This is a genomic window from Streptomyces misionensis, from assembly GCF_007896895.1.
GTDB classification, from domain to species: Bacteria; Actinomycetota; Actinomycetes; order Streptomycetales; family Streptomycetaceae; genus Streptomyces; species Streptomyces misionensis_A.
In genome coordinates, this window is sequence record NZ_VOGW01000016.1 from 1 (window position 1) to 17051 (window position 17051).

Below are 17051 nucleotides of genomic sequence, written 5' to 3' on the forward strand. Positions count from 1 at the left end.
CTTCGGATTCGCGCTGATCGGCGCCATCGTCGGCGAGTACATCGGCGCGACCAAGGGCATCGGCCTGCTCGTCGCGCAGTCGCAGAACACCTTCAACGCGGCCGGTCAGCTGTCGGAACCGGCTGGCTTCCAGCGGAAGATGCGGCTCTCGGCGAAGGTCAGCAGACCCTCGGCGGCGAGTGCGACGACGGCGAGGATGACCATCGCGGCGTACACACCGGCCGCGTTGAAGGTGTTCTGCGACTGCGCGACGAGCAGGCCGATGCCCTTGGTCGCGCCGATGTACTCGCCGACGATGGCGCCGATCAGCGCGAATCCGAAGCTGACGTGGAGGCTGGTGAAGATCCAGGAGGTGGCCGACGGGATGACCACCTGGAGGGTCACCCTGCGGTCGCTCGCGCCCAGGATGCGCGCGTTGGCCACCAGGTTGCGGTCCACCTCGCGGGCTCCCTGGAAGGCGTTGAAGAACACCGGGAAGAAGACCAGCACCACCGCGGAGGCGACCTTGGAGGAGGGGCCGAGCCCGAACCAGATCAGGAAGATGGGCGCGAGCACGATCCGGGGGATCGAGTTGAGCACCTTGATGTACGGACCAAGGACCTCGGCCAGCAAGTTGATCCGCCCGAGCGCGATGCCGAGCAGCACACCGGCGACCACACCGATGACCCAGCCGAGCAGGGCCTCGTAGAGCGTGTACCAGATCTGCTCGCCCAGGGAGCCGAGCGCGGTGCCGTGCATGACCCAGGTGGAGATCTGGTCCCAGATCTTGGAGGGCATCGAGAAGTTGAACGGATCGATGACCTTCGCCCGGGACAGCGCCTCCCACAGACCGAGGACGGCGACCAGAAGAACGCCCCGCGCGGTGTTGACGAAGAGCTTGCGGCGGCGGGCGGCCTGGGCACGGCTGCGGGCGCGGTCGGAGACCTTGGCGCCGTCGGCGACGGGGGTGAGAACCTCAGGCGACATGGGCGGCACCCCTCTCGCGGGTGATGCGGACCTCTTCGCCGAGCGACTCCCAGATCTCCCGGTAGATCTCGATGAAACGCGGCTCCAGCCGGACCGACTCGACCTTGCGCGGCCGGGGCAGGTCGATCTCGAAGACCTGCTTCACCGTCGCCGGCCCTGCGGTCATCACGACGACCTTGTCGGCCAGCGCGATGGACTCCTCCAGGTCGTGGGTGACGAAGACGACCGAGGCGCCCGTGCCCTCCCACAGTTCCAGCAACTCGTCCGACATCAGCGCCCGGGTCTGCACGTCGAGCGCCGAGAACGGCTCGTCCATGAGCAGGATCTCGGGGTCGTTGACGAAGGTGGCGGCGAGGGCGACGCGCTTGCGCTGACCGCCGGAGAGCTGGTGCGGGTAGCGGTCCTCGAAGGCCGCGAGCCCGACCCGGCCGAGCCACTCGCGGGCCTTTTCCCGGGCCTCCGCCTTGGGGACGCCCCGGAAGCGCGGGCCGGCCATGACGTTGGACAGGACCGTGCGCCAGGGGAAGGTGGCGTCCTGCTGGAAGACGAAGCCGACCTTGCCGCCGACGCCGTCGACCGGCTCCCCGGCCACCAGCACCTCGCCCTCGGAGGGCTCCTCCAGCCCGCTGACCAGCGTCAGCGTGGTGGACTTGCCGCAGCCGGTCGGCCCCACGACGGCCACGAACTCACCGCGCTCCACGGTGAGATCCAGGCCGCGCACGGCCGTGTGCAGTCCCCCGGACGGGGTCCTGAAGGTCTTGCTCGCGCCCCGCAGCTCGATGGCGGGGCTGGTGTGTGCACTCATGGCCCGGGACGGTAGGTCCGGCCCGGCACGCGGAGCAGTCTTGTGTGCGCAAGCCGTTCTTTTGCTCGCAAGCACCTGTTGTGCTCTTTTTGCTCACGCTACAACTGCGGAGCCGAAAACACGGGCTTGGTGCTCGCCGGCCTTGGAGGGAAGGCCCGATGATTGACGTCCTGGTGGTCGACGACGACTTCCGCGTCGCTGAGATAAACGCGAAGTACGTGGGAAAGGTTCCCGGGTTCCGGGTGGCCGCCCGCGCGCACAGTGCCGCCCAGGCGCTGGCCGCCGTCGAACGCGGCGCCATCGACCTGGTGCTGCTCGACCACTATCTGCCGGACCGCACCGGTCTGGAACTCGTCCACCGCATGCGGGAGCAGGGGCAGGGCACGGACGTCATCATGATCACAGCGGCCGGGGACGTCGCCACCGTGCAGCAGGCGATGCGCCTGGGCGCCCTGCACTACCTGGTCAAACCGTTCACCTTCGCCGCGCTGCGGACCCGGCTGGACTCGTACGCCGCACTGCGCCGTACGGTCGACCGGGTGGGCGGCCGGGGGGTGACCGGCCAGGAGCAGGTGGACCGGATCTTCGGCGCGCTGCGCACGGCTCCCGCCCCCTCCGGGCCCGGCCACACCGCTCCCACGGCCGACCTGATATGCGACGTCCTGTACGGCGCCGACCACCCGCTGTCCGCCCACGAGGTGGCCGCCCGCACCGGTCTGAGCCGCTCCACCGCCCAGCGCTACCTCCGCCACCTGGAACAGGCCGGCCGGCTGCGCCTCTCCCTGAAGTACGGCGACACCGGCCGCCCGGAGCACCGGTACGCGTGGGTGGCGTCGTGACCGCGCGCTGGTGCTGCGACCGGAAAGGTTCACCGGCTCGCGACGCCCGGCAAACCCTCCCGGCCACAGCACTAGTAGGACTCCGTTAGGTGTGTTTGCGGCTTGTGTCCGGTCTGGGGCACGGTGTGGGTATGGATATGCGGCAAGTGGAGGACGTGCGGGCGGAGTTAGCCCGGTTTGTGGCGGACGTCTTCGCGTCCGTGCCTCGCCGGGACCAGCGCGCCAAGGGTGACTGTTACCTGCGGGGGCTGATGCTGGACGGCCGGCGCAAGTCGATCGCTGCTATGGCAGGCCGGTTGCCGGACAGCGATGAGCAGAATCTGCAGCAGTTCGTGAACCAGTCGCCGTGGGATCCGCAGCCGGTACGGCAGCGGATCGCTGAGCGGATGGTGCCACTGATCGGCCCCGATGCCTGGGTGATCGACGACGTGTCCTTTCCCAAGGACGGCCGGATGTCGGTGGGAGTGGCACATCAGTACTGCGGCGCTTTGGGCAAGCAGGCGAACTGCCAGGTTGCGGTGAGCGTGCACGCCGTCACCGATGCCGCGTCCGCCCCCCTGGGCTGGCGGCTGTTCCTGCCCAAGGACTGGGAGCAGGACTCAGAGCGGCGCCGGGCGGCCGGGGTCCCGGAGGGGGTGGGGCACCGCGAGAAGTGGCGCCTGGCCCTGGACATGCTCGATGAGCTGGCCGGATGGGGGCTGACGCCTCCACTGGTGGTGGCTGATGCCGGATACGGGCAGAACGCTGACTTCAGGGCTGCGGTGGCCGACCGGGGCATCCCCTTCGTGGTCGGTGTCCGCGCCGACCTGGCGGTTCAACCGCTGGACGCCCAGCCCACCGTGCCTGCCTGGTCGGGGAACGGCCGTCGGCCCCAGTCCCGCTATCGGCAGCCTGCAGTGTCCGTGGGCGAGTTCGCCGGGCAGGCGGGGCCTTCCCAGTGCACTGAGGTCACCTGGCGAGAGGGAGCAAGCGGGCCGATGACCTCCCGCTTCCTCATGGAGCGGGTACGGCCGGCAGGCAGGCGCTCACGGCAGATCGCCAAGGCCGCAGCGGCAGCCGGACAGCAGGAGTGGGACGGCGTCCTGCCCGATGTGTGGCTGCTGGCGCAATGGCCCGACGGCGACGACCGCCCGACCCGGTTCTGGCTGTCCGACCTCCCCGAGGACACCCCGGTCGCGGACCTGGTCCGCCTGGCAAAGGTCCGCTGGCGCATCGAGCACGACTACCGCGAACTCAAACACGGCCTGGGCCTGGATCACTTCGAAGGCCGCTCCTGGACGGGCTGGCACCACCACGCCACCCTCGTCACCGCCGCCCACGCCTTCCTCACCGAGCAGCGACTGTCCCCAAAAGCCGACACGCCGGACTCACCCTCTACCAGATCCTCGACGCCCTCCAAGACCTGCTGAACTGCTGGAGCGGCATGTGTGCCACCTGCCACCAGCCCGTCCCCCGCATCCGGACCAGACACCGAGCAGCCAGAACCACAGAGACCTAACGGAGTCCTACTAGACCGCCCCCGCGCCGGTGAGGGAACGCACCTCTGTCTCGGCGTACTTGGCCTCGTCCGGAGTCTCGTCCGAGGTGACGGTGCCCAGCCAGCCGGCGAGGAAGCCGAGCGGGATGGAGACGATGCCCGGGTTCTGCAACGGGAAGTACTGGAAGTCCACGCCAGGGAACAGCGAACCGGGGCAGCCGGACACCATCGGGGACAGCAGCACCAGTCCGAGCGCCGGCACCAGTCCGCCGTACACCGCCCACACCGCGCCGCGAGTGGTGAAACCGCGCCAGAACAGCGAGTACAGCAGCACCGGCAGATTCGCCGACGCGGCGACCGCGAAGGCGAGTCCGACCAGGTAGGCGACGTTGAGGTCGCGGGCCAGCAGGCCGAGCGCGATCGCCACGGCGCCGATGCCGACGGCGGCGAACCGCGCCACCGCCACCTCGCCGTGGGCCCCGCCGCGCGGGCGCCGCAGCGACGCGTACAGGTCGTGGGCCACGGAGGCGGAGGAGGCGAGCGTCAGACCGGCGACCACCGCGAGGATGGTGGCGAAGGCGACGGCGGCGACCACCGCGAACAGAACCGTTCCTCCCGTGGAGCCCGCGCCACCGCCCAGATCGAGGGCGAGCAGGGGCACCGCCGTGTTCCCGGCCGCGTTGGAACGGCGCAGCGCCCCGGGCCCCACGACCGCCGCGGCCCCGAACCCGAGGAGGACGGTCATCAGGTAGAAGCCGCCGATCAGGCCGATGGACCACACCGCGGACCGGCGGGCGGCGCGCGCGGTCGGCACCGTGTAGAAGCGGGAGAGGATGTGCGGGAGCCCGGCCGTGCCCAGCACCAGCGCGAGGCCCAGGCTGATGAAGTCGAGGCGTGCCGTCCAGTCGCCGCCGTACTTCAGGCCGGGCGCCAGGAAGGCGTCCCCGTGCCCGCTGCGCTGCGCGGCCGTGAGCAGCAGCCGGCCGGCATCGCCGTGGAAGCGCAGCAGCAGGAGCACGGTCAGCGCGATGGTCCCGCCGAGCAGCAGCACGGCCTTCACGATCTGGATCCAGGTGGTGGCCCGCGTCCCGCCCAGCGACACATAGATCACCATCAGCGCGCCGACCCCGACGACCGTCCACGCCTGGGCCGCCCCGCTGGTCCGCCCCAGCAGCAGCGACACCAGGCTGCCCGCGCCGACCATCTGCGCCACCAGGTACAGCACCGACACCGTGACCGAGGAGGTTCCGGCCGCGATCCGCACCGGCCGCTCGCTCATCCGCGCTGCCACCACGTCGGCCAGGGTGAACCGCCCGCAGTTGCGCACCAGTTCGGCCACCAGGAACAGCACGACCAGCCACGCCACGAGAAAGCCCACGACGTACAGCAGCCCGTCGTAGCCGTACAGCGCGATGAGGCCGGTGACGCCCAGGAAGGAGGCGGCCGAGAGATAGTCGCCCGCGATGGCAAAACCATTCTCCATCGGGGAGAACAGCCGCCCGCCCGCGTAGAACTCCTCCGCCGAACCGCGCCTGCGCCTGCTCACCCATGTGGTGATCCCGAGGGTGACCGCCACGAAACCGCTGAAGAGCAGCAGCGCCAAGGTCTGATGATCACCGGTCACGAGACGCCTCCCCGCGCCTCCCGGGCCAGCTCCTGGGTGTCCCAGCGCAGCTCCAGCGCGGCCCGGTCCCGCCGCAACCGGGCGTGCCGGGTGTAGGCCCAGGCGAACAGGAACGTGGTGAGGAACTGCCCGAGCCCCGCGAGCATCCCCACGTTCACCACGCCGGCCACGGGCCGCGCCATCAGCCCCGGCGCGGCGGTCGCCGCGATCACATACGCCACGTACCAGCCGAGGAAGACCGCGACGCCCGGCACCACGAACCGCCGGTACCTGCCGCGCACCTCCTGGAAGGCCGCGCTGCGCTGCACCTCGGCGTACACCTCACGGGCGTCCCTCGCCGCCGCGGCCCGCTCCCGCCCGCGCGGGGCCGGTACGGCTGACACGGGCGCCCCGCTGCCGTCCGGCTCGCCCCAGCCCGGGTCCGGCACGGTGGACCAGGGGTCCTCGCGCCGCGCGGGGCCGGCGGGGGCGCCGTGGTCGTTCGCGTGCTCGGCCGAGCTCCCGGGACCGTCCCCCGCTCCGTGGGCACGATCGTTGCTTGACTGCATGTCCCAGGATGGACAGACCGGGAAGTTCCCTGGCCCTTCTTCTCCGGGCTCTTCACCCCATCAGGTGACTCACCCCGTGGGCGGCCGCACCAGGCCCTTGCCATAGGCGTAACGCACCGCCTGCGCCCGGTCCTTCAGGCCCGTCTTGGCGAACAGATTGTTGATGTGGGTCTTCACGGTCGCGGTCGAGACATGCAGCCGGTGGGCGATCTCCTGATTGCTGAGTCCCTCGGCGATCAGCACCAGGACCTCGGTCTCGCGGGTGGTCAGCCCGTCCGGCGGGGCGGGTGCGACCGCGACCGGGGCTTGGGGCTCCGGCTGCGACAGCCGCTCCAGCAGCCGGCGCTGGACGCTCGGCGACAGCCCCGCCTCCCCCGACAGCACGCTCTCCACGGCCCGTACGATCTCCTCGCCGCCCGCGTCCTTGGTGAGATACCCCCGGGCCCCGGCGCGCAGCGCGGGGAACAGCGACTCGTCGTCCGCGTACGTGGTGAGCACCACCACCTGGGTCCCGGGGTACCGCTCCCGGATCCGCCGGGTGGCCTCCACACCGTCGCAGCGGGGCATCCTGAGGTCCATCAGGACGACGTCCGGGGCCAGCTCCCCGACCAGCCGCACCGCTTCCTCGCCGTCTCCCGCGGCGCCGATGACCTCGATGCCGGGCAGCAGTCCGAGCAGCATCACGATGCCTTCCCGGACGACGGTCTGGTCGTCGGCGACGACCACGCGCGCCGGCTTCCTCTCCCCCTCCGTCCCGGTCATACGGGCACCTTCAATGTCACCACGAACCCTTCCTCGTCCGGCCCCGCGTCCAGCGAGCCGCCCAGCAGTTCGGCGCGCTCACGCATACCGAGCAGACCGTACCCGCCTCCGGAGCCGGTGAGATCGCCCGGCCGTCCGCCCGAGTCCCGCACGTTCAGGGTCACTTGGTGTTCGCTGTAGTCGAGTCGCAGGTCCACCGTGGCGCCCTGGGCATGCTTGCGGACGTTCGTCAGTGCCTCCTGGGCGACCCTGCGCACGGCCTGCGATGCCTCGGCGGGCAGGGGCCTGGCCTCACCCGTGACGGTGACCGCCGCGCCCTCGGCCCCGCTGACGAGCTCGCCGAGGAAGTCCTCCAGCGGTGTCAGTTCGCCCCGCAGCGCGGACAGGGCCTGTCTGGTCTCGGCGAGGCCGTCGCGGGCCATGCCCCTCGCGGCCACCACCCGCTCCAGGATCCGCTCGCGGTCGGCGCCCCGCTCGATCAGCAGCCGCGCCGCCTCCAGGTGCACCAGCTGCGCGGAGAGGCTGTGGGCCAGTACGTCGTGGATCTCCCGGGCGATCCTGGCCCGCTCGGCGAGGGCCGCGGACTCGGCCTCCGCCACCCGCGCGGCCCGCTCCTGGGCGAGCAGCCGCTGCGCGTTGCCGCGGGCCTCCGCGTCCAGGCGCAGGACGTACCCGGCGAGGGCCATGCCCACCACGGAGGCCGCCGTGGTCAGCCAGACGTCATTGTTGAAGGCGGAGTACGCGGCGAGCCCCGCCGAGGTCACGGGGGCCGCGGCGGCGAGCGGCAGCCGCTCCAGAGCGGTGATGCCGCAGCCGCACCAGAGCACGAGGGCCAGCGCCCTGAATCCGGTGGCCTCGGCGGCGACGGCGATGCCCATGAGCGCGGCCAGCAGCAGCAGGGAGGGCACCAGGCGGTGCTGGTAGGTGGTGCGGAAGAAGGCCCAGGCGAGGAAGCCGGCGGCGACGACCCCCGCCGCCGCGGCGAGTCCGGTCCAGATGCCGGCGTGCTTCTGGTTGTACGCGCCCCACAGCAGCAGGCCGATCACCACAACCCTGATGGCCCAGTTGAGCAGGCGGCGGGGCCGGGTGGCACCGGCGCGGCCGAGTGCTTCTCTCGACGGCCACCGCGTCCAGGCGTTCTCGCTCACGCGCGCTCCTTCTCCGCGGGCCTGCTGCCGTCACCGTACGCCGCGGCGAAGCGGGGCGTGGCGCCGAGAGGCGGGGCGGACAGGGGGGCGGGGGCGTAGAGGGTCCGCGCCCGCCAGGTCAGGATCCCGCCGCGGACCAGCAGGGAGCCGGCGAAGCCGAGCATCAGGGCGGAGCTGTGCTGGTGCAGGCCGAGCGCGGCACCGAGGGCATAGACGCCGATGCGCAGGGCGATGCCCGCGCCCCAGACGGCCGCGCTCGCCTTGGTGCCCTTGCTCCACACGGCGCCGTCCGGCTCCGTCCAGACACGGGTGGTCCAGGCCCAGCCCGCGCCCATGGCCAGGCCGATGACGAGTTCCACGGCGAGCAGCGCGGCGGATTCCGTTCGGTGGTGGACGTCCAGGATGCCGGGCTCGCGCAGCGCTATGACACCGAGGATCACGGGCAGCAGCCACCAGCGCCGGTCCGTGTTGATCGGGCGGGCGCGGAACTGCCGTACCAGTACGAGCGCGACGACGGCCACGACCACCAGTGCGTTGGCGAGCCCCACCATCGGATCCTCCGTGAGCTTGAAGACGGTGTCGGCGGCGGGTGCTGCCGACGCTTCGAAGTTACGGAAATCCGCAGGTCGGGAGATCGGAGCCCGGGTGGATCACAGGTGGAGATCTTGAACGGCTGGTCTCCACCCCGGGGTGGAGACCAGCCGCCGTGGCCTCGGGGGCTCCGGGCACGTGCGGGTGCGGCGCGGAGTCGGGTCGGCACCGCTGAAAGCGGCACGGGCCCGGTCAGCCGGCCCGTGCCCGACCCGGCGTCCGGGTCGTGCCCGGTTCGACATCCGGACCGTGCCCGGTTCGGCGTCCGGACCGTGCCCCGTCCGACATCCGGACCGACGAGGTCCGCGCCCCGGCCCTACGCCCCGGCCGACACGGCGAGTCGGGCGGCAGGCCCGACCACCGCGTCAGCCGGCGCACCGCGTCACGCGTCGATGCGGGAGCGGTCCAGGGTCGCGGCGGAGCTGGAGATGAACTCCTTGCGGGGGGCGACGTCATTGCCCATCAGCAGGTCGAAGACCTTTTCGGCGGCGTCGAGGTCGGAGAGGTTGATGCGCCGCAGGGTGCGGTGGCGGGGGTCCATCGTGGTCTCGGCCAGCTGGTCGGCGTCCATCTCGCCGAGGCCCTTGTAGCGCTGGATGGAGTCCTTGTAGCGGATGCCCTTGCTCTGGAACTCCATGAGCTTGTCGCGCAGCTCCCGGTCCGAGTACGTGTAGACGTACTTGTCCTGCCCCTTCTTCGGCTGGACGATCTCGATGCGGTGCAGCGGGGGCACCGCGGCGAAGACCCGGCCGGCCTCGACCATGGGCCGCATGTAGCGCTGGAACAGCGTGAGCAGCAGGCAGCGGATGTGGGAGCCGTCCACATCGGCGTCGGTCATCATGATGATCTTGCCGTAGCGGGCCTGGTCGATGTCGAAGGTACGGCCCGAGCCCGCTCCTATGACCTGGATGATCGCACCGCACTCGGCGTTCTTGAGCATGTCGGTCACGGACGACCGCTGCACGTTGAGGATCTTGCCCCGGATGGGCAGCAGGGCCTGGAACTCGGAGTTGCGCGCCAGCTTCGCCGTACCGAGCGCGGAGTCGCCCTCGACGATGAACAGCTCGCTGCGGTCGACGTCGTCGCTGCGGCAGTCGGCGAGCTTGGCCGGCAGGGACGAGGACTCCAGGGCGGTCTTGCGCCGCTGGGCGTCCTTGTGCTGGCGGGCCGCGACACGCGTCCGGGCGGCGGCGACGACCTTCTCCATGACCACGCGGGCCTGGGCGGCGGCGTCCCGCTTGGTGGCCGTCAGGAAGGCCTTCAGCTCCTTGGAGACCACGTTGTTCACGATGCGGCGGGCCGCAGAGGTGCCGAGGACCTCCTTCGTCTGCCCCTCGAACTGCGGCTCGGCCAGGCGCACGGTGACGACCGCGGTGAGGCCCTCCAGGGCGTCGTCCTTGACGACGTTGTCCTCGGCGACGCGCAGCAGCTTCTTGGCCCGCAGCACGTCGTTCATCGTCTGGGTGAGGGCCTGCTCGAAGCCGGAGACGTGGGTGCCGCCCTTGGGGGTGGCGATGATGTTGACGAAGGAGCGCACGGTGGTGTCGTAGCCGGTGCCCCAACGCAGCGCCACGTCCACGCCCAGTTCGCGGGCGACCTCGGTGGGCGTCATCTGACCGTGTTCGTCCAGGACGGGGACGGTCTCCTTGAAGGTGCCCTTGCCGGAGAAGCGGAGCACGTCGCAGACCGGCTTGTCGTTCGCCAGGTACTCGCAGAACTCGCTGATGCCACCGTCGAAGCGGAAGGACTCCTCGCCCTTGCTGCCGCCCTCGCCGAGGCCGTACTCGTCGCGGACCACGATGGTCAGGCCGGGCACCAGGAAGGCGGTCTGCCGGGCACGCTGGTGCAGCGTGTCCAGGGACAGCTTGGCGTCCCTGAGGAAGATCTGCCGGTCGGCCCAGTAGCGCACGCGCGTGCCGGTGCGGGACTTGGGGATCTTCTTGGCCTTGCGCAGCCCGCTCTTGGCCTCGAACTTCGCGTCCGCGCCGGCCCCCGAGAAGGCGCCGGGCACCCCGCGCCGGAAGCTGATGGCGTGGGTGGCGCCGTTCCGGTCCACCTCCACGTCCAGGCGGGCGGAGAGGGCGTTGACCACGGAGGCGCCGACGCCGTGCAGACCGCCGGACGCGGCGTAGGAGCCACCGCCGAACTTGCCGCCCGCGTGGAGCTTGGTCATGACGACCTCCACGCCGGACAGGCCGGTCTTGGGCTCCACGTCCACGGGGATGCCGCGGCCGTTGTCGCGCACCTCCACGGAGCCGTCGTCGTGGAGGATCACCTCGATGTGGTCGCAGTAGCCACCGAGAGCCTCGTCCACCGAGTTGTCGATGATCTCCCACAGGCAGTGCATGAGACCGCGGCTGTCGGTCGAGCCGATGTACATGCCGGGGCGCTTGCGCACGGCTTCGAGGCCCTCAAGGACGAGCAGGTGCCGCGCGGTGTAGTTGGAACCGTCCCGGTCTGCTCCTGCCAGCAGCGCTGTGGACGGCACGGACGTATCGGCGGTCACGCGGTTCGCTCCTCGCTGAATTTCAGATTGCCCCCTTCTGGGTAAGGGGGAGGCTTCGGTCGCCGGACAGAGGGTACCGAGGCCTGGTAGAGCCGGTGTAACGCCACCCTCGCCGACTCCTCAGACTAGTCCAGACTCGCATGCGCGTTCGATCCCTCGTTGGGGTGAAGTGCACATCACGTTCCCTTGGAGGCATGAACCATTTAGGCTCCGGGCACGTCCTCATGAACAACCGGCAACCCAGCCGGGAGGACCGAGATACTAGACAGCGCGAAACCGTAAGCACCCAAGAGACGCACTACGGCACATTCGCCGCCAACCGGCAGCAGACAGCCGCCCCGGAAAAGTTTTTTCGAAAAAAAGCCACGAGCGGGAACGTTTTCGGGCTGGTTGGATGTTGACCCTGGTACGACAGCTCGTCGAGCTAGAGAAGAGGCGACGTGACTACTGTTCTGACCCCCGCGAGCCCGCTGACGGCCGCTGATCGCTGCGACCGCTGCGGCGCCCAGGCTTACCTGCGCGTCGTCCTGCTCAGCGGCGGAGAGCTGCTCTTCTGCGCCCACCACGGTCGCAAGTTCGAGCCAGAACTCAAGAAGATCGCCGCTGAGATACAGGACGAGACGGAGCGGCTCACGTCCGCTCCGAACACCGCTTCCGAAGAAGAGCGCTGAATCTCGCGCGCACGACGAGCCAGCCCCGGTCCACGCCGGTGAAACGGGCGGCCGCTCCCTCTCGGAGCAGCCGCCCGTGCTCGTACGTCGCGCAAGGCCCTCAGGAGCCCCTGAGGGGCCCTCTCAGGTCTTGGCGGACAACTTCCCGCCCCGGCCGTCCTGCGGCGCCAGGGCGCGTACGACCGCGGAGATCCGCGTGTACACACCGGGACTCCCCGGACGCCCACAGCCGCTGCCCCAGGACACGAGCCCGATCAGGCGACCATCGGCCACCAGCGGGCCTCCGCTGTCCCCCTGGCACGCGTCCGGGCCCCCGGCGGTCTCTCCGGCGCACAGCATGCTCTCGGCCCGGTAGACGCCCTCGGAGCCGCCCGGATAGGCGCGGCCGCAACGGTCGTCGTCGAGCACATGCACGTTGGCGGCGTGCAGCCGGTGTGCGTAGGCGCCGCCGCCCGTCAGGTCACCCCATCCGGAGACCAGGGCCTTGGTGCCCGGCGCGTAGGCCGCGTCCCCCGGGCCCGCCATCCCGATGACCGCGCCCTGCGGCAGCGGTTCGGTGAGGGTGACGACCGCGAAGTCGCCCGAGTTCGTCGCACTGTCGAAGCCCGGGTTGACCCGGACCTCCCGTACGGCGATCTCCTGGCCCTCGTCCGACAGCAGGTCCGTGCGGCCCGCGATGACCTTCAGGTCGCGCACGCGGTCCGGCGGTCCACCGAGGACGTCCTCGCCCATGCAGTGGGCGGCGGTCAGCACCGTGGTGCGGGCGATCGCCACCCCGCCGCAGAACTGGCCCGCCCGGGTGCCTCCGAACCGGTCACGACTCGACAGCGCCACCGTCCACGGAGCCTGCGAGACGTCGATCGGAAATCCCCCCACGACCACGCCTCCGACCGCCGCGGGGGACGCCGGGGACGCGCCCACCAGGGGTATGGCGGCGACGGCGGCCGCCAGGACGAGCGGCCGGATCAGCGCACGGACAAGGGAACGGCGCATCTGCACTCCTCACTCAGGGTTGGTACCGGAGAACCCAGAGTGATCCACAAGAGCGCCGCTCGCAGCACGAAGGCCCGGCTCCCACAGGGGAACCGGGCCTTCGGCGTCGTACGAGCGGACTAGTCGAGGTAGTCGCGCAGCACCTGGGAGCGCGACGGGTGGCGCAGCTTCGACATGGTCTTGGACTCGATCTGACGGATGCGCTCACGCGTCACGCCGTAGACCTTGCCGATCTCGTCGAGGGTCTTCGGCTGACCGTCGGTGAGACCGAAGCGCATGGAGACGACGCCGGCCTCGCGCTCGGAAAGGGTGTCCAGGACGGAGTGCAGCTGCTCCTGGAGGAGCGTGAAGCTGACGGCGTCGGCGGGCACGACGGCCTCGGAGTCCTCGATGAGGTCACCGAACTCGCTGTCGCCGTCCTCGCCCAGCGGGGTGTGCAGCGAGATGGGCTCACGGCCGTACTTCTGGACCTCGATGACCTTCTCCGGGGTCATGTCGAGCTCCTTGGCCAGCTCCTCCGGGGTGGGCTCGCGGCCCAGGTCCTGGAGCATCTGGCGCTGCACGCGCGCGAGCTTGTTGATGACCTCGACCATGTGCACCGGGATACGGATGGTGCGGGCCTGGTCGGCCATGGCGCGGGTGATCGCCTGACGGATCCACCAGGTGGCGTACGTGGAGAACTTGTAGCCCTTGGTGTAGTCGAACTTCTCGACCGCGCGGATCAGACCGAGGTTGCCCTCCTGGATGAGGTCCAGGAAGAGCATGCCGCGGCCGGTGTAGCGCTTGGCCAGGGAGACCACCAGACGGAGGTTGGCCTCCAGCAGGTGGTTCTTCGCGCGGCGGCCGTCCTCGGCGATGATCTCCAGCTCGCGCTTGAGCTTCGGCGCGAGCTTGTCCGAGTTGGCCAGCTTGTCCTCGGCGAACAGACCCGCCTCGATGCGCTTGGCGAGTTCGACCTCCTGCTCGGCGTTGAGCAGGGGGACCTTGCCGATCTGCTTCAGGTAGTCCTTGACCGGATCGGCGGTGGCGCCGGCCGCGGCGACCTGCTGGGCCGGCGCGTCGTCCTCGTCCTCGTCGGAGAGGACGAAGCCCGCGCTCTCGGTGCCCTCGGGCTCGTCGCCGACCTTGGTCTCCTCGAGGACCTCGTCTTCGAGGAGCTCGACGTCGTCCTTCTTGGCCGAGGTCTTCTTGGCGGCCGTCTTCTTCGCCGTGGCCTTCTTGGCGGTCGCCTTCTTGGCGGTGGTGGTCTTCTTGGCGGCGGCCTTCTTGGCCGCGCCTTCCTCGGTGGGATCGGCCGGCGCGGCGGGCGCCGCGGGGGCGGCCGTGGTGGCGGTGGCCTTCCTGGTGGTCACCGTCTTCGCCGCGACCGTCTTGGTGGCGGTGCGCTTGGCCGGGCTCTTCGCTGCGACGCTCTTGCGGGTGCGCTTGGGCTCTGCTGCACTGACCATCAGCGTCACACCCTCTTCCTCAAGAATCTGGTTGAGGCTGCGCAGTACGTTCTTCCACTGAGTGGCCGGGATCTGGTCAGCTTCGAAGGCCCGACGCACATCGTCGCCGGCGATCTGCCCCTCAGCCTTTCCCCGCTCAATGAGCGCCATGACAGAGACGGACTCGGCGATCTCCGGCGGGAGCGTACGGGATGTGCTGGCCGACACGAACAACCTCTCGGAACGTTGGAAAACGGCTTCCGGCACCGTCCACTGCGGACGGGAGCCGACCACCGGCCTGGGGATGGGCCGACGGCGCGGGCGCGGGCCGGGAAGATTCACAGCGCCTTGTCCGGCGTCCGTATTCCCTCCGCGGCTGTCACCTCTTAGGTCATCGCGCTGTTCCCACGAGCGTTACGCCCATTCTGCGTGGCCCGAGTCACACCCCGTAAGCGAACAAAACCAGTCAGGCACGGGCAAAAGAGAACGCTTGACGCATCGGCCGGGTCAGGGAGGTCGCGCAGGAGGTCGGGCCCGTGCGTCGCACCGCTGAATGCCGCCGGGCCGCGTCGCACCGCGGGGTCACACCGAGTCGCGTCGCGCCGCTGGGCCACACCGGGTCGCGTCGCACCGCTGGGTCGCGCCGGGCTTCGTCGCACCGCGAGGTCCGCTGGACCACGCGCACCGCCGGGTCCCGCCGGACTGCTGAGGATCCGGCGGGGACCCGCGACGGCCGGGGCCCCGGGCCCGGCACGTCATGGGAACCGACGTCACACACCGGCGATCGCACCGCCCGCGGCGCGGGTCAGTGCTCGCGCGGGGCGGGAACCACCCGCTCCACCTCGGGGTGGACCGTGAGCAGTTGGCGCATGGCGGTCTCCGCCGCGCCGCCGTCGCCGGTGCCGAGGGCGTCGACGATCCGCGCGTGCTGGGCGAGGGACGCCTCGTTCGGCCGGTCACACGCCGTGACCGGGCCGCCGGAGACCTGGAGGGCGGCGGCGACGATGCCGGAGAGGTGCTCCAGCATGCGGTTGCCCGCGATCTGGATGAGCAGCGCGTGGAACTCGTTGTCGGCGCGCGAGTAGGTGAGCGCGTCGCCCTGCGCCATGGCGTGGCTCATGATCTCGACCATGTCGCACAGGCGCTGCTGCACCTCCTCGCGGCCGTGTCCGGCGGCGAGACGGGCGGCGAGCGGCTCGATGGTCCAGCGCAGCTCGCTGAGCTCGCGCCGCTGGTCGTCGCGCTGGGGGCCGAAGGCCCGCCACTCGATGATGTCCGGGTCGAGGAGGTTCCAGTCGCTGACCGGACGCACCCGCGTGCCGACGTTCGGACGGGCGCTGACCAGGCCCTTGGCCTCCAGGACGCGAAGGGACTCGCGGACCACGGTACGGGAGACCTCGAAGCGCTGGCCGATCTCCTCGGGCACCAGCGGGCGGTCCGCGCCCAGATCGCCGGAGACGATCATCTGACCCAGCTGCTGGACGAGTTGGCCGTGCAGCCCCCGGCCGCGGTTGCCCGTGGCCCGCCGGCCGACCCGGCCCAGCTCGGATTCCCCTCCGTCCCAGGCGGGCGCTCCGACGCGTTCGCCCGCCGGGGCGTCGCCGTAGGAGTAGCGGTCGAGTTCGCCCGGGCCGGCCAGACCGGAGTCTGTGGAGCGGGCGGCGGTCATCATGGTGTGCGCAAGGGTACTCACGACTCCTTTGTCGGCGCCGTCTCCAACTCCCTTGAGGTCTTTGGTGAAAAGCACACGAAAGGGTGATCGCTCACACCGTCGCAATTGACGCCTTATCGGAAAGAAACGAGCTGTCCGCGGGGAGTTGCGGGCACAAGGGAGATCAGAAGCGTAAGGACAACGGTCATCAGGTCCTGGTTCGCAGCGTCGTGAACAGATAGGCGCACAGCAGCGCCGACAGGGACAACACCATTGCGCCGCCCACGGGTTGGACGATCAGCCGCGCCACCGCCAGCAGGTAGCGGTCGCCTCCGAACGGCCACTGCAGCAGGAACACCTCCCGCGAGCGGGCCGGGAGTTCGGCCGCCATCCCCACGGCCGGGCCCCGAAGCCCTTGGTGGACGAGGGGGACGACGACCACGGGTACGGCGAGGACGGCGGCGAGGCCACCCGAGGTGGAGCGGAAGACACCGGCCGCGAGCACGCCGGCCCACGCGCACCCGGTCACGAGGGCGAACCAACTCGCGGTCAGTGCAAGCCAGTCCTCGGGAACCTGTGTCGCCTCCCGTCCGTGGACGAGGTGCAGCGCTTCGGCGTCACAGCCCACGGTGAGGAAGGCGAGCAGTGCCGCGGTGGTCCCGGAAACGAGGAGTTTGGCGGCCAGCAGTCCGAGCCTGCGGGGCACGGTGCCGCGGTCGGCCGCCAGCGCGGGGTGGCGGAACTCGTCCCCGAAGGCCAGCGCGCCGAGCAGGCCGGCCGCGAGCGCGGCGGGCGGCAGCGGCAGTTCGCGCGGCCATGCCGCGAACAGTCGCGCCTGCGGGGTGTGGCCGATCCCGGCCAGCACCACGGCGGTGAGCACGGAGAGGGCGAGCGCGGCGCCGCAGACGAAGAACCCGGTGCCGACGCCCGCGGCCCGCCGGAGTTCGTACCGCAGCGGGCACAGCGGGGTGGGGGCGGTGCGGACGGGGACGGTGAGCGGCTGACGGACGCCGTGGACCTGCATGCCGGGGGGGCAGGCGATC

Annotated in this window: 14 protein-coding genes and 2 pseudogenes; 4 read left to right on the top strand and 12 right to left on the bottom strand. The window is 70.7% G+C overall.

The window, feature by feature from the left end; translation table 11 throughout:
• A pseudogene (locus FRZ03_RS39975) lies at window positions 1-106 on the top strand (ABC transporter permease); the annotation flags it as partial.
• Here FRZ03_RS39975 and FRZ03_RS02425 read toward each other — a convergent pair.
• Both FRZ03_RS02425 and FRZ03_RS02430 read right to left on the bottom strand, forming a co-directional pair.
• On the bottom strand, window positions 106-966 hold the full coding sequence (locus FRZ03_RS02425; protein ID WP_146463504.1) for an ABC transporter permease: 861 nt from the start codon (window positions 964-966) through the stop codon (window positions 106-108). The pseudogene FRZ03_RS39975 and the gene FRZ03_RS02425 sit on opposite strands and share 1 nt — an antisense overlap.
• A complete protein-coding gene (locus FRZ03_RS02430; protein ID WP_146463505.1) occupies window positions 956-1771 on the bottom strand; it encodes an ABC transporter ATP-binding protein in 816 nt (271 codons plus the stop codon). Before FRZ03_RS02430 ends, FRZ03_RS02425 begins: the two co-directional genes overlap by 11 nt.
• A 158-nt stretch (window positions 1772-1929) precedes the next feature.
• Between FRZ03_RS02430 and FRZ03_RS02435 the strand changes: the two genes are divergently transcribed.
• Both FRZ03_RS02435 and FRZ03_RS02440 read left to right on the top strand, forming a co-directional pair.
• The gene (locus FRZ03_RS02435) at window positions 1930-2610 is read left to right on the top strand and encodes a response regulator (protein ID WP_146463506.1); all 681 of its coding nucleotides are present in this window, start codon (window positions 1930-1932) and stop codon (window positions 2608-2610) included.
• 131 nt (window positions 2611-2741) lie between these two features.
• Window positions 2742-4019, top strand: coding sequence for an IS701 family transposase (locus tag FRZ03_RS02440; RefSeq protein WP_146463507.1), 1278 nt, complete (start codon window positions 2742-2744; stop codon window positions 4017-4019).
• Window positions 4020-4118: 99 nt separating this feature from the next.
• Here the strand turns inward: FRZ03_RS02440 and FRZ03_RS02445 are convergent, their stop codons facing one another.
• The 6 genes from FRZ03_RS02445 to FRZ03_RS02470 form a co-directional block, all read right to left on the bottom strand.
• Complete coding sequence (locus tag FRZ03_RS02445) at window positions 4119-5711, bottom strand: solute symporter family protein (RefSeq protein ID WP_146463508.1); 1593 nt, start codon at window positions 5709-5711, stop codon at window positions 4119-4121.
• Window positions 5708-6259 carry a DUF485 domain-containing protein gene (locus FRZ03_RS02450; RefSeq protein ID WP_146463509.1) on the bottom strand — a complete coding sequence of 184 codons (552 nt, stop codon included), beginning with the start codon at window positions 6257-6259 and terminating at the stop codon, window positions 5708-5710. Before FRZ03_RS02450 ends, FRZ03_RS02445 begins: the two co-directional genes overlap by 4 nt.
• A gap of 69 nt (window positions 6260-6328) precedes the next feature.
• A complete protein-coding gene (locus tag FRZ03_RS02455; RefSeq protein ID WP_146463510.1) occupies window positions 6329-7021 on the bottom strand; it encodes a response regulator transcription factor in 693 nt (230 codons plus the stop codon).
• On the bottom strand, window positions 7018-8169 hold the full coding sequence (locus FRZ03_RS02460; protein ID WP_146463511.1) for a sensor histidine kinase: 1152 nt from the start codon (window positions 8167-8169) through the stop codon (window positions 7018-7020). Before FRZ03_RS02460 ends, FRZ03_RS02455 begins: the two co-directional genes overlap by 4 nt.
• Window positions 8166-8720 carry a DUF1453 family protein gene (locus FRZ03_RS02465; protein ID WP_146463512.1) on the bottom strand — a complete coding sequence of 185 codons (555 nt, stop codon included), beginning with the start codon at window positions 8718-8720 and terminating at the stop codon, window positions 8166-8168. The genes FRZ03_RS02460 and FRZ03_RS02465 overlap by 4 nt, the downstream gene beginning before the upstream one ends.
• A gap of 422 nt (window positions 8721-9142) precedes the next feature.
• Window positions 9143-11266 (bottom strand): DNA gyrase/topoisomerase IV subunit B, encoded by a 2124-nt coding sequence (locus tag FRZ03_RS02470; protein ID WP_146463513.1) that lies wholly within the window; start codon window positions 11264-11266, stop codon window positions 9143-9145.
• Between the two features lie 440 nt (window positions 11267-11706).
• Between FRZ03_RS02470 and FRZ03_RS02475 the strand changes: the two genes are divergently transcribed.
• Window positions 11707-11937 carry a DUF7455 domain-containing protein gene (locus FRZ03_RS02475; RefSeq protein ID WP_146463514.1) on the top strand — a complete coding sequence of 77 codons (231 nt, stop codon included), beginning with the start codon at window positions 11707-11709 and terminating at the stop codon, window positions 11935-11937.
• 123 nt (window positions 11938-12060) lie between these two features.
• On the opposite strand, the gene FRZ03_RS02480 is transcribed toward FRZ03_RS02475, so the two are convergent.
• From FRZ03_RS02480 to FRZ03_RS02495, 4 genes and pseudogenes are all read right to left on the bottom strand, one after another.
• A complete protein-coding gene (locus FRZ03_RS02480) occupies window positions 12061-12930 on the bottom strand; it encodes a serine protease (protein WP_146463515.1) in 870 nt (289 codons plus the stop codon).
• A 119-nt stretch (window positions 12931-13049) separates the two neighbouring features.
• On the bottom strand, window positions 13050-14585 hold the full coding sequence (locus FRZ03_RS02485) for an RNA polymerase sigma factor (protein WP_146463516.1): 1536 nt from the start codon (window positions 14583-14585) through the stop codon (window positions 13050-13052).
• A 577-nt stretch (window positions 14586-15162) separates the two neighbouring features.
• Window positions 15163-16050 (bottom strand): FadR/GntR family transcriptional regulator, encoded by an 888-nt coding sequence (locus tag FRZ03_RS02490; protein WP_146463517.1) that lies wholly within the window; start codon window positions 16048-16050, stop codon window positions 15163-15165.
• Between the two features lie 166 nt (window positions 16051-16216).
• Window positions 16217-17051, bottom strand: a pseudogene (locus FRZ03_RS02495) (ABC transporter); the annotation flags it as partial.